The 12,640-nt window shown below is 61.8% G+C and carries 10 protein-coding genes, 1 tRNA gene and 1 rRNA gene; 7 read left to right on the top strand and 5 right to left on the bottom strand.

Features of this window, described 5'->3' with window-relative positions:
• Together rrf and ACEUCR_RS16770 are read left to right on the top strand one after the other, a co-directional pair.
• Positions 1 to 113: ribosomal RNA gene (rrf, locus tag ACEUCR_RS16775) — 5S ribosomal RNA — on the top strand; the annotation flags it as partial.
• Positions 114 to 211: 98 nt separating this feature from the next.
• Positions 212 to 288, top strand: a tRNA-Asp gene (locus tag ACEUCR_RS16770).
• Positions 289 to 1,966: 1,678 nt separating this feature from the next.
• Here the strand turns inward: ACEUCR_RS16770 and ACEUCR_RS16765 are convergent.
• The 5 genes from ACEUCR_RS16765 to ACEUCR_RS16745 form a co-directional block, all read right to left on the bottom strand.
• On the bottom strand, positions 1,967 to 2,947 hold the full coding sequence (locus ACEUCR_RS16765; protein ID WP_042000496.1) for a helix-turn-helix transcriptional regulator: 981 nt from the start codon (positions 2,945 to 2,947) through the stop codon (positions 1,967 to 1,969).
• Between the two features lie 302 nt (positions 2,948 to 3,249).
• On the bottom strand, positions 3,250 to 3,636 hold the full coding sequence (locus ACEUCR_RS16760) for a SirB2 family protein (protein WP_111874369.1): 387 nt from the start codon (positions 3,634 to 3,636) through the stop codon (positions 3,250 to 3,252).
• The gene (locus ACEUCR_RS16755; protein WP_042000501.1) at positions 3,633 to 5,489 is read right to left on the bottom strand and encodes a monovalent cation:proton antiporter-2 (CPA2) family protein; all 1,857 of its coding nucleotides are present in this window, start codon (positions 5,487 to 5,489) and stop codon (positions 3,633 to 3,635) included. Before ACEUCR_RS16755 ends, ACEUCR_RS16760 begins: the two co-directional genes overlap by 4 nt.
• Positions 5,489 to 6,085 carry a glutathione-regulated potassium-efflux system oxidoreductase KefF gene (gene kefF, locus ACEUCR_RS16750; protein WP_042000504.1) on the bottom strand — a complete coding sequence of 199 codons (597 nt, stop codon included), beginning with the start codon at positions 6,083 to 6,085 and terminating at the stop codon, positions 5,489 to 5,491. Before kefF ends, ACEUCR_RS16755 begins: the two co-directional genes overlap by 1 nt.
• 39 nt (positions 6,086 to 6,124) lie before the next feature.
• A complete protein-coding gene (locus tag ACEUCR_RS16745; RefSeq protein WP_408791517.1) occupies positions 6,125 to 6,967 on the bottom strand; it encodes a LysR family transcriptional regulator in 843 nt (280 codons plus the stop codon).
• Positions 6,968 to 7,099: 132 nt separating this feature from the next.
• Here ACEUCR_RS16745 and ACEUCR_RS16740 point away from each other — a divergent pair, with 132 nt between their 5' ends.
• From ACEUCR_RS16740 to ACEUCR_RS16720, 5 genes are all read left to right on the top strand, one after another.
• Positions 7,100 to 7,822, top strand: a complete 723-nt coding sequence (locus tag ACEUCR_RS16740; protein WP_408747811.1) for an SDR family oxidoreductase — start codon at positions 7,100 to 7,102, stop codon at positions 7,820 to 7,822.
• Between the two features lie 133 nt (positions 7,823 to 7,955).
• Positions 7,956 to 8,276 carry a hypothetical protein gene (locus ACEUCR_RS16735; protein WP_042000512.1) on the top strand — a complete coding sequence of 107 codons (321 nt, stop codon included), beginning with the start codon at positions 7,956 to 7,958 and terminating at the stop codon, positions 8,274 to 8,276.
• A gap of 69 nt (positions 8,277 to 8,345) precedes the next feature.
• A complete protein-coding gene (locus tag ACEUCR_RS16730; RefSeq protein ID WP_042000515.1) occupies positions 8,346 to 8,789 on the top strand; it encodes a DUF411 domain-containing protein in 444 nt (147 codons plus the stop codon).
• 211 nt (positions 8,790 to 9,000) lie between these two features.
• Positions 9,001 to 11,166 carry a S9 family peptidase gene (locus ACEUCR_RS16725; RefSeq protein WP_408791515.1) on the top strand — a complete coding sequence of 722 codons (2,166 nt, stop codon included), beginning with the start codon at positions 9,001 to 9,003 and terminating at the stop codon, positions 11,164 to 11,166.
• Between the two features lie 408 nt (positions 11,167 to 11,574).
• Entirely contained in the window at positions 11,575 to 12,546 is a 972-nt protein-coding gene (locus ACEUCR_RS16720; protein WP_111874374.1) for a TAXI family TRAP transporter solute-binding subunit, read from the top strand.
• Positions 12,547 to 12,640: the final 94 nt, after the last annotated feature.

Below are 12,640 nucleotides of genomic sequence, written 5' to 3'. Positions count from 1 at the left end.
TGGCGGCCATAGCGCCGTGGAACCACCTGATCCCATGCCGAACTCAGAAGTGAAACGCGGTAGCGCCGATGGTAGTGTGGCATTCGCCATGCGAGAGTAGGACACTGCCAGGCACCCAATTAAACAGCGACGTGCAAAATCACGATGCTGGCTGCGAGGATGACACCTCATAAAGAAGCAGCAGATGATTTAGCGAAAGCTAACCGAATGCGGAGCGGTAGTTCAGTCGGTTAGAATACCGGCCTGTCACGCCGGGGGTCGCGGGTTCGAGTCCCGTCCGCTCCGCCACTAATTTGAAAGGCCTTCCCTCTCGGGAAGGCCTTTTTGCTATCTGGCTTTTGCGAACGGGATAAGGAAACAAGAGACAACCGCCAGGGTTGCGACTCGCCACTGGCAACTCGCTCCCTGCCTTTGGCCCCTTGTGCATGAGGCAGGCTCTGTCCGTCTCCCCGTCCGCGGTGCCACTAACAAGAAGCCCAGTCGAAAGACTGGGCTTCTTTTCATTTCAAACCCCTGAAACTCCACCGTTATCACCACTAATGATCCAAGGGTATCAGTGGCTTGCCACTTGTTCCTCGGTCCCATGCCACACGCCTTCCCTAGGTTCGCCGCCATTCATTTGAGAGGTGGGAAGGTCTGAAGGCCTTTTTGCTTGCCAGGGTACTTCTTGCCAGATGATGGTTCCTCCTCTGATGCTCTGGTAGAGCCATAAGGGAGGCATTGTGCTGCGTGAGCGTGTCACCAGCAGGATGAGAACAGGCTCTCGCTGAGAGAGGCTGTGCTGATGAGGGGGAGCTTGTGGTGGCTATGCCAATATCCTTGGCGGGTCTGGCCAGAGTCTGATGGTCAGAAACCCCTATAAACATAATGAGCCGACATCCCGCCGTGAGCTCAGCCAACGGTCAGTACAGTGGCGCATTGATGGGTAAGGAGTGGTTCGGGGCAATGCAGATAAGAAAAGGGGACGGCTGTGCCGTCCCCTTAAGTCGTGTCGTCCAGTCCATGAACTGCAAATGCTCCCTGCATTCCCTGACTGTATCCAAATCCGTTGGATTTCCTCTTCTCGATCCTTCGAGGTGTCCTTGAGTCTTCCTGACTAGGCAACCGATCCTGATTGCCGCACTCTCTCCATCCTGGAGGTGTCCGTTACCACATCCAGTGGTGTCCTTGCGTCATCCTGACAGATAGCCATCCTGACTACCTCGTCTTCATCCTGAAGCTCGTCCTAGCCACATCCAGTGGCGCTTCCAAGTCGTCCAGACCTATAACCATCCGGGTTATGCCTCTCCGTCCTGGAGGTGTCCATAACCACATCCTGTGGTGATCCTTGCCGTCCTGGTGGATAACCTCCTGGTCATCCTACCTCATCCCGAGGTGTCCTTTGGCTAGTCCTTTATTCTTCTGGGCATGCATCCGTAGATGCCCGCGCCGTCCTTGTGAAATAGATAATAAGGGAACCAGGCAGGCTAACAAGAGGGTAATGGGAGCGTCAGAATGCGAAAACGGTTTTATAAAATGATGATTCTCCTATTTTATCGATTTGAATCAGCATGTTAGTTGGTTTCCATTGAAACTTGGCCACTCGATGAGTGGCTTGGCGTACGGCATGAAGTAGCCGAATCCTACAGGGGGTATGGACGATCTCTCACAAGGGAAAAGAAGGGCATTTTTGGTTTCAAGAGGAACTTAACACTGCGTATAGATATTAAAATATTATTGAATCCGGCTGAGCGTTATTTCAGCAGATGATATGACTATGGCCAGGATGATCAGCAGGCCGAGATAGCCATTGGCAGGCACAGGTAACCGTCTCGAGATCTTTGCTGCTCACTATGGCGAAAGCGCCGATGCCAGTCACCAAACACCCCGGCAAGCGGGCCTGCCGGGGTGTGGGATGATGGTCTGGCTGATGTGCCGGCTGACCATGCGCTGTAAGGGCTGGCGTCCGGGCTTCACTGCCTTGCCATTAGTTGGCCCTGGTGGTCGGGTAGGCCTTGCGCAGGGACTCCGGCGCCAGTACTTCCAGGTTGCCTTCCATGTTGTTGAGCCAGTTGCGGAACTCCGGAGTGTCCTGTACTTCGGTCTCCACCACCACGCTGCGCTTGTCGTAGCGGGTCATGCGCGGGTTATGCCCTGGTATCTGGCCATCTGCCAGGGTGGCACTGTTGGCATCGATGCGTCCGACGAAGCGGATGGGGCCGCTGACGCCCTGGTAGGATTGCTCGCGGATCAACCGTTGGATATTGAAATCCTTTGGCTGGGTGGCGCTGAAGTTGGTCAGCTCCACATCCTTGATATGGTCGAACGGTATGCCGTACACCTTGGGATCCAGCTCGGACAGGGTACAGAGCAGGGTCGGACCATCGGCCTGGTTCAGGATGCCGAGCGGGTTGATGCGGTCGTAGCAGAGCCACACTGTGCGCTCTTTGATGACACGCTGGATCTCGGCGCTGAACTTGCGGCCACGCCACAGGGCATCGCGGATCAGGGTACTGCGGCGGATCTCCGGGTTGCCGGCGAAGGGGCGTGGAGATTGGTGCACGCTCTCGAGCCAGCGTTCTGCCAGTTCGCTCTGGCTGTCGCGGATCACCTGGCTGGCCTTGTCCACCAGGGGATTGAGTTCGGTCAGTACGCTCGCCGGCAGCAACTGGCTGGCCTGATCGCTCCAGGTCTTGAGGGCGACCGCGAGGGAGAGCGGCATGATATTGGCAAAGTCGTTGAGGCCATGGCGTTCAAAACACCAGCCGTGAGGCTTGCTGCGTTCGTCCGAGGTGAGGTCGAACAGGCCCATGCCGGACATCTCTTCCAGGTCCCGTTGCACGGTCCGCAGACTGACATGTATGCCTTCTTCTTCCAACTTAACCTGCAGTTGGCTGGCGGTCAGTTTATAGGGGCGGTGCGGGATGCAACGCGCCAAGGTCAGTTGTCGTAACAGCTTCTTGCTCATGGTGCTTGCCTTCACTGGATTAGTGTTGAGTGTATCCTAGACACCTGTTGCGACAGTCTATGTCGCAAGTTTTGCTGCGACAAGTGTCGCCATTTTCATACAGCTCCAGTTAAGGTAATGATTTAAATCGGTTTATTAGTGATTCATCGCGCGATAGGCACTGAAAATTAGTGCGCGTTCACCCCTGAACCGGGGACGGTCGCGGCTGTTTTCGAAACGAGGAGGGCGTCAGGAGGCGCGATGTCGAGCGCTGGAGGGGAGGCGGGTAGGCTGGGTGGAGGGGGGCCAGGCCCCCCTTGCCGTCAGGAGAGCCAGGCCCAGGGGGATTTGCTGATGGCGACGCCCATGATGTAGTTGAACACCAGCAGGGCGGCGATCCCGGCGATCACTTTCTGTTTGCGGTCGGGGCGTTTGAGCGCCATGGCTCCGAGGCCGATGTAGACCACCAGGGCGATGATCTTGGCCATCAGCCAGGGTTGGGAGCCCGGGCTCATCTGCAGGGTGACCGCCAGCAGGATCCCGGCCAGCAGCAACAGGGTGTCGTTGACATGGGGCAGTATCTTGAGCCAGCGGCGCTGCAGCAGGGGATGCTCGTTGATGGCGAGGGCCCAGCGGTAGATGAACAGCAGTATGCTGATGACGGCTAGGGTCATGTGGAGATGTTTGAGCAGGGGGTAATAGGCAATCATCTTGCTTCCTTGTCTTGGTTGGGGAGGCCGCTATTCCAGTTGTGAGCATGGACATGCTCCGGCCCGAGCTGATCGTCTCGCAGCAGGTCGGAGAGAATGTCCCGGTACTGCAGGCTCTTGTTGATATAAGTGTGTTCGTCATCCAGGTAATTCACCTGCTCGCGCAGCAACCGGTTGTCATGGCGCTTGAACATCTGCCCGGCACGCCAGGCCTGATTGGCCCGAAAACCCAGGTTGGTGAGGGCTTCCACCCCCAGATCCACCGCCGAGCCCAGGGTCTCGCGGAACACATTGTCGACCCCGGTGCGCAGGATATTGTGGGCATGGGGTCTGTCCTGGGCCCGCGCCAGTATCTTAAGGTGCGGGAAGTGTTTCTTCACCATCTCGATGACGGCGAGGGAGGTGACGGGATCATTGATGGAGAGTACCAGCAGTCTGGCCTTGTGGGCACCGGCGGCGTGCAGCAGGTCGAGCCGGCTCGCATCCCCATAGAACACCTGGTAACCGAACTTGCGCAGCGTCTCTATCTGGCTGGCATCCTGCTCCAGTATGGTGGTGCCTATGCCGTGGCCGTGCAGCAGGCGGCCCACTATCTGACCGAAGCGACCGAAACCGGCAATGATCACCGGATTGTCCAGGGCCTGGGGCTGCTCGTGCTCGGGCGCGTCTGGCTGGCTGCGATAGTCGAACCAGGGCTGGATCACCCTGTCATTGAGGATCAGCAGCAGAGGCGTCAGCGCCATGGAGAGCGCCACCACCAGGGTCAGCAGGGCGATCATCTCCTGGGGGAGCACCCGGTTCTGGCTGGCGAAGGAGAAGAGCACGAAGGCAAACTCCCCTCCCTGGGCCAGGGCGAGGGAGAAGGTCCAGCGCTGGCTCGGCGAGACCCGCAGCAGCAGGCCTATCACCATCAGCACCAGCCACTTGAGGGCCATCAGCCCTATCACCAGGGTCGGGATCAGGATGGGGTGTTCGGCAAACAGACCGAAGTTGATGCCGGCACCCACCGACATGAAGAAGAGGCCAAGCAGCAAGCCCTTGAAGGGGTCAATGTCTGCCTCCAGCTCGTGGCGATACTCGCTGTCGGCGAGCACCACCCCGGCCAGGAAGGAGCCGAGGGCGGGAGAGAGCCCCACCGACTCCATCAGGACGGCGATGCCGATCACCAGCAGCAGGGCGGCGGCCACGAAGATCTCCCGCATGTGGGACTGGGCGATGGCGCGAAACACGGGGCGCATCAGGTAGCGGCCGCCAAACACTATGCCGGCGATGGCGGCGGCCACCAGCAAGCCGTGTTGCCAGCCCGTCAGCCCGCTCTCATCGCTCTGGGTGATCGGCGCCATGGCGAGCAGGGGCAGCAGCGCCAGTATGGGGATGACGGCGATGTCCTGGAACAGGAGCACGGCGAAGGCGGAGCGGCCGCTCTCGCTCTGCATCTGCTTACGCTCCTGCAGACTCTGCAGCACGATGGCGGTGGAGGAGAGCGCCAGGATGAGGCCGATGGCCACCCCCTGCTGCCAGGGCAGACCGACGAGAACGGCGACCCCGGCCAGGGCGGCGGTCGACAGTATGACCTGCAGGCCCCCGGTTCCCAGTATGGGTCCCTTGAGCTGCCAGAGCAGGGCGGGCTTGAGCTCCAGACCGACCAGAAACAGCATCAGCACCACGCCGAATTCGGCGAAGTGCATCACGTCCTGCCGCTCCCCCACCAGGCCGAGCAGGAAGGGCCCTATCACTATGCCCGCTAGCAGATAGCCGAGCACGGACCCCAGGCCCCAGCGTTTGGCCAGGGGCACGGCGATGACGGCGGCGGAGAGGTAGATGAAGGCGTCAAACAGTATGCCGTGTCCCATCAGATGGCCTCCAGCAGATCGCGCAGGTAGTCGACCCCGGCCAGCTGGGCCGGGCTGAGCCGCTCGTCGCGCAGGGCCAGCAGCAGCTGGCGGTAGTCCTGGCCGCAGCGGCGCAATGCCTCGGGATCCTTGAGCTTGTGAAAGGAGTGGAGCACGAAGGGGGGCAGCCAGTGCATGCCGCACAGCCGCGCCGTCTGGCTGAAGGGGCGCAGGAAATCGAGCAGCGGGCTGCTGTTGTAACCCGCCTCGCAATAAGATTCGGGGGCCCCTCCCGTGGTGATGGCGGAGAGCCACTGCTTGCCCGCCAGGCCATTGGCCTCTGGGCCATAGGCGTAACCGTACTCCAGCACCAGGTCCAGCCACTCCTTCATGATGGCGGGGCAGGAGTACCAGTAGAGGGGGTGCTGGAAGACGATGATGTCATGCTCGGCGAGCAGGGCCTGCTCGCGCTTGACGTCGATCAACAGGTCGGGATAGTGCTGGTAGAGGTCGTGGACCCGTATCCCTTCCAGGTTCGAGATGGCCAGCAGCAGCTCGCGATTGGCCCTGGATCGCTGCAGGGCGGGGTGAGAGAAGATCACCAGAATGCGTTTCATAGGGTCATGACCTGGGGCATGGAGTTGGGTGGAAACTTATCAAGAAGCCGGCGGCGCGGCTAGTTCGGGGATCAGGGCGGCCAGGGCCGGGCTCAGGGTCTGACGGGCCGGATAGCAGAGCCCGATACGACGAAACAGCCGCGGCCCGTGCAGGGGGACGCAGCGCAAGGCGGGCTCCTCTTCGATCAGGCCGTCTGGCAAAAAACTGATGCCGACCCCCGCCAGGACCAGGGCCAGTACCAGTCCCTTGCTCTGGGCTCTGGCCACCAGGTTGAGGGTGAGCCGGTCGCAGGCGAGCAGGCCCAGGGTCTGCTGGTGCGCCTCGCAGGGAGGGCACTCGATGAAATCCTGATCCTGCAGCTCGTGAAGCTCGACCCGATCACGCCGGGCGAAGGGGTGAGCTGCGGGCACGCACAAGACATAGTCCTCCTCCCACAGGGGCAGGAAGATCTCGTCTTCCCGTCGCAGCACATCCAGGGTCAACCGGGCGTCGGCCGGAGTCTCATGGTCGGACAGGGTGAGATCCAGGGAGGGGAGGTGGCCCTGGATGCGGTGCAGCAGGCCGGCGAGGCGACGCTTGCTCAAGTCCGGCATCACGGCGAGGTTGAGCCGGGCCAGGCTCGCCTTCTGGCGAAACAGCTCCGGCAGGCGACGGGCCTCCTCCACCAGTTTCACCGCATGGGGGTAGAGGTAGTGGGCGGGGGGCAGGGCCTCGACCCCTCGCTTGCCCCGCAGGAACAGGCTGTCCCCCAGGCTCTCTTCCAGCTGGCGCAGACCGGCGGAGAGGGAGGGCTGGCTGACATGGCAGCAGGCCGCCGCCGCCGTGATGTTCTTCTGTTCGTAGATGGCGATGAAAAAGCGCAGCAGTCTCAGGTCGAGCATGGGGGTGCCATAGGTATTGCGTATGATGGTCAGCGGAATTCTATATTTTTCGCCGATGGATGGCGCGACTATAGTGAATGGACTCAGCGCTGACCACTCCTTTCATCTCGTCAGAAACATAAGGAAGAACCCATGTCCAAGCCCCTCGTCGTCGTGACCGGCGCCTCCTCCGGCATTGGTGCCGCCATAGCCCGCGCCTTCTCGGCCGCCGGCCATCCCCTCTTGCTGCTGGCGCGCCGGGTCGCCCCCATGGAGGCCCTGGCCCTGCCAGAGAGCCTCTGCCTGTCACTCGATGTGACGGATACTGCCGCATTTAAAGCCGCCATCGAGCAGGCAGAGGCCAGGTTCGGCCCGGTCGGCTGCTTGGTGAACAATGCCGGCGTCATGCTGCTCGGCCAGGCCGACAGCCAGGATCCGGCCCAGTGGCAGCAGATGCTCAACATCAATGTGATGGGGGTGCTCAACGGCGTCCATGCCGTGCTGGCCGGAATGAAGGCGCGGCGCAGCGGCACCATCATCAACATCAGCTCCATCGCCGGGCGCAAGACCTTCCCCAATCACGCCGCCTACTGTGCCACCAAGTTCGCCGTCCATGCCCTGACCGAGAACATCCGGGAAGAGGTGGCCGATCTGGGGGTACGCATGGTGACCATAGCGCCGGGCGCGGTGGAGACGGAGCTGCTCAGCCACACCACGGACGAGGAGATCAAGGCGGGGTACCACGGCTGGAAGGAGAGCATGGGTGGCGTCATCGCCCCCGAGGTGATCGCCGAGGCCGCGCTCTACGCCTGGCGACAGCCGGCCAGCGTCTGCGTGCGCGAGATAGTGCTGGCCGCAACCCGCCAGCAGCCCTGACAGCCTGGATGGACGAGCCGTGGCACCAACTTGCCTGCGGCCTGATCCCGATCAAGGGTTGCCCCGTCGGCGCCCTTGACCTTACCCCGGGGGGGCGGGTTAGCATGAGCCATCTTCTGCCTCAGAGCCGCCCATGTTGCTGACCCCCCGCCAATTCGACCACGCCCGCCGCTGGTTGCCCCTCTGGGGTCTGCTGCTGGTGCTGATGTCGTTTGGCAGCCGGGCCGCCGCGGATCTCTGTACCCTGACTCCCCATTGCAGCGAGTCCGAACGCAGCCTGGAAAAGGCCATGCCCTGCGGCAGCTTCACGACCGTGCTGGCCATGAGCCTGGTAAGCAGCGATAGCCTGATCCTGGCCGCGCTGGCTCCGGCCGCCCCCGACTTTCTCTCCCCCTCCCTCTATGTGCCCCAGCCGCCGCTGGAGCGACTCGAGCGCCCACCCCGCTCTCTCTGATGTGATCCTGACCCCTGCCGGGGTCCCGGGTTTCCAGTTCGAATCGACACAACATCAGACGAGGTCCCTATGTCCAGAGAGAAGATCCCAGCCCTCTGGCTGGCGCTGATGGTGGCGGGCACCAGCCTGTCCGCCCTGGCCGCCGAGCCGATGACGGTTTACAAATCCCAGTATTGCGGCTGCTGCGAGCAGTGGGTCAAGCACATGCAGGACAATGGTTTCGAGCTCAAGGTGGTCAACACAGAGCAGCTCGAACCCATCAAGGTGCAGCATGGCGTGACACCGCAACTGGCCTCCTGCCATACCGCCCTGGTGGACGGATATGTGGTGGAAGGCCACGTGCCCGCCGCCGACGTGCGGCGCATGCTGGAGCAGAAACCGGCCATCCGCGGGTTGACGATCCCGGGCATGCCCCAGAGCGCCCCCGGCATGGATATCCCGGGCCAAGCCTACCAGGTGCTGGCCATAGACGAGGCGGGTCAGACCGCGGTCTGGGCCAGCTACCCGGGCTGATCCCGGGGGAGACCGGGTGAGGATTTCCCCCATGTGAGGCACACCTGAGTGAATCTTGCCTCATCCGGGCTCCCGATCAGGGCCGTTCTCGCCAGAGAGCGGCCTTTTTCATGACCGCCCCTTGCAACCTGGCGTGACAAGGGGCAGATTGTTGACCGATCAAGGGGGCGACAGTTCCCCGGATAACCCCTTAAATCGCCAAGGATGCGACATGTTCAGCTTTTCCCGCTGCCTCCTGCTGCTGGCTGCGCTCGGCGCAGGCGCGGCTTCCCACGCCAATGATGAGTCCCCCATGCCCATGACAGATGTGTCGATGACAGATACCGCCCCCCAGCCGCCCAAGGCGGCCAAGCATCCCAAGAGCCTGAAGAAGCATGGGGATACCCGGGTCGACAACTATTACTGGCTGCGGGACGACGAACGCAAGAACCCCGAGGTGCTGGCCTATCTCGAGGCCGAGAATGCCTACACGGCGGCCCGGCTCGCCCCGAGCGCCCCGCTGCGGGCCCGGCTCTATCAGGAGATGGTGGCGCGTATTCCCCAGCAGGATGCCTCCGTCCCCTACGTCAAGAACGGCTATCGCTACCAGACCCGCTTCGAGCCGGGCAAGGAGTACGGCATCCATACCCGCCAGGCGGTGGCGGGCGAGCAGGTGCAGACCCTGCTCGACGGCAACCAGCGCGCCGAGGGGCATGACTTCTACGAGCTGGGCGCCCTGGAAGTGAGCCGGGACAACCGCTGGCTGGCGGTGGCGGAGGATTACCTCTCCCGGCGTCAGTACCGGGTGCAGTTCCTGGATCTGCAAAGCGGCCAGTGGGCCGACGACACCCTGGAGAACACCTCGGGCAACATCGTCTGGGCCGCGGACAACAAGACCCTGTTCTACGTGCGCAAGCACCCGCAGACCTTGCTGCCCTATCAGGTCTACCGCCATGTGCTCGGCACGGATCCCGCCAAAGATCAGCTGGTCTATGAGGAGAAGGATGACACCTTCTACGTCGGCATCGGCGAGACCACCTCGGAAGATTTCATCGTCATTTCCCTCTCCAGCACCACCTCGGACGAGGCCTGGCTCATCGATGCCGCTAATCCGCAGCAGGCGCCGCGGCTGTTCCTCAAGCGCCAGCCGGAGCACGAATACAGCCTGGATCACTATCGGGGCCGCTTCTATGTGCGCTCCAACAAGGACGGCAAGAACTTCGGCCTCTACGAGACCAGGGAGAGCCCGGTCGATCGCTGGCAGCCGGTGGTGGCGCCCCAGGCCGACGTGCTGCTGGAAGGCTATGCCCTGTTCAAGCAGTGGCTGGTGGTCGAGGAGCGCAGCCAGGGGCTGACCCGGCTGCGGCAGATCAACTGGCAGAGCGGCGAGCAGAAAGAGATTGCCTTCGACGACCCCGCCTATGTCACCGGCCTGGCCTACAACCCGGAGCCGGATACCGAGCTGCTGCGCTACGGCTACAGCTCCATGACCACGCCCACCTCCACATTCGAGCTGAACATGGCCAGCGGCAAGCGTACCCTGCTCAAGCAGCAGGCGGTGGCAGGCTTCAAGGCGGAGCGCTACAAGAGCGAGCGGCTCTGGGTCACGGCCCGGGACGGGGTCAAGGTGCCCGTCTCCCTGGTCTATCGCCAGGACCTGTTCAAGGCGGGCAAGGCGCCGCTGCTGGTCTACGGCTACGGCTCCTATGGCGCCAGCATGGATCCCGACTTCAGCTCGGCGCGCCTCTCCCTGCTCGATCGCGGCTTCGTCTATGCCATCGCCCATGTGCGTGGCGGCGAGGAGCTGGGTCGCCAGTGGTACGAGGATGGCAAGCTGCTGCACAAGCAGAACAGCTTCCATGACTTCATCGACGTGACCCAGGCCCTGGTGGCCCAGGGCTATGGCGCCCGGGATCAGGTCTATGCCATGGGCGGCAGCGCCGGCGGCCTGCTGATGGGGGCCGTCATCAATCAGGCCCCCGAGCTCTATCGCGGCGTGGTGGCCCAGGTGCCCTTCGTCGACGTGGTGACCACCATGCTCGACGAGTCCATCCCCCTCACCACCGGGGAGTACGACGAGTGGGGCAATCCGAACAAGAAGGTCTATTACGACTACATGCTCGGTTACAGCCCCTATGACCAGGTCAAGGCCCAGGCTTACCCCAACCTGCTGGTCACCACGGGTCTGCACGACTCCCAGGTTCAGTACTGGGAGCCGGCCAAGTGGGTCGCCAAGCTGCGGGATCTGAAGACGGATGACAACGAGCTGCTGCTCCATACCGACATGGAGGCGGGTCACGGCGGAAAATCCGGCCGCTTCAAGGCCTATGAGGATATCGCCCTGGAGTTCGCCTTCGTGCTGCAACTGGCCCAACCGGAGACGGCCGGGCAGGGCTGAATGCCAGTCAGTCGCGGCCCGATCGGATCGGGCCGCACCATTTGTTAACGTTTATGACTCATGAGAATCCCGCTTTCCCCGGCGAGGGGGAGAATAGGATGACTCATGTCATAAATTACGCTATTTCTATAGGCGTTTTTGCACTGCTGTTTGATTTATGTTGACGGTGTGTGGTTAAAATCTGAGTGCGTTATTTTTGATTTGCTTGATAAATCAGGTAAATCTTCTTCGGTCGGCAGGATGCTGGCGTCTGGTCGCAGGACGAGTGACAACCTTGGTGCCGCCACCTCTGGTGGACACCATTTCCATATCGGAGTCGAGACGGACCAGCCTGGTGCTGAGGGCCGCCCCTTTGATTTCACCCGGGAGTCGGGTGATGTAAAAACCAATGAAAAAAGGATGGAAAACATGAAAGGATTATCCTTGGCGTGCGCCATGTCTGCCGTGCTGGCCGCTACCTCCTTCGGTGGTGCCGTGCAGGCGCAAGAGCGTTTCGTGACCATAGGCACCGGCGGTCAGACCGGCGTTTACTATGTTGCGGGTCAGTCAATCTGCCGTTTCCTCAACCGGGGTAGCGCCGATCACCAGATCAAGTGCAACGCGCCGGCCAGCGGTGGCGGCGTCGCCAACGTCAACGGTATCCGCAGCGGTGAGTTCAACTTCGGCATCATGCAGTCCGACCATCAGTTCAAGGCGATGAAAGGTCTGCCCCCCTTCCAGGCCGAGGGTGCCATGGATGATATCCGTGCCGTCTTCTCCCTGCAGAGCGAGGTGTTCACCATACTGGCTCGCCGCGATGCCAAGATCGCCGGCTTCGACGATCTGAAAGGCAAGCGCGTCAACATCGGCAACCCGGGCTCGGGCCAGCGTGACACCATGGAAGAGATCATGGCAGTCAAGGGCTGGGACAAGTCGGCGTTCAGCCTGGTCTCCGAACTGAAACCGGCCGAGCAGGCGTCCGCCCTCGGTGACAACAACATCGACGCCATGAGCTACTTCGTGGGCCACCCGAACGGTGCCATCCAGGAAGCGACCACCACCACGGACGCCGTGCTGGTGCCCGTGACCGGCGCCGAGATCGACAAGCTGCTGGCCGAGAAGAGCTACTACACCAAGGCCGAGATCCCGGGTGGTCTCTACAAGGGCAACGACCAGCCGACCCCGTCCATCGGTGGCAAGGCCGTGCTCTCCACCAGTGCCAAGGCCGATCCGGAAGTGGTCTACCAGCTGGTGAAGTCGGTGTTCGACAACCTGGATCGCTTCAAGCGTCTGCACCCGGCCTTCGCGGATCTGAAAGAAGCCGACATGATCAAGGTCGGTCTCTCCGCTCCGCTGCATGAAGGCGCGGCCCGCTACTATAAAGAGCGCGGCTGGCTGTAATCAGGGACCCTGCCGGGTCACGTTAGCGGTATCTCGACACTCGTCAGCGCCTGGTCTCCCAGCGGGCTGGCGAGTGTTGTTCTTGTTGTAACCC

This window comes from Aeromonas bivalvium (assembly GCF_046078285.1).
Classification (GTDB): domain Bacteria; phylum Pseudomonadota; class Gammaproteobacteria; order Enterobacterales; family Aeromonadaceae; genus Aeromonas; species Aeromonas bivalvium.
The sequence above is the reverse complement of the archived record's forward strand: the minus strand, read 5'-3'. Positions and strand labels throughout refer to the sequence as shown.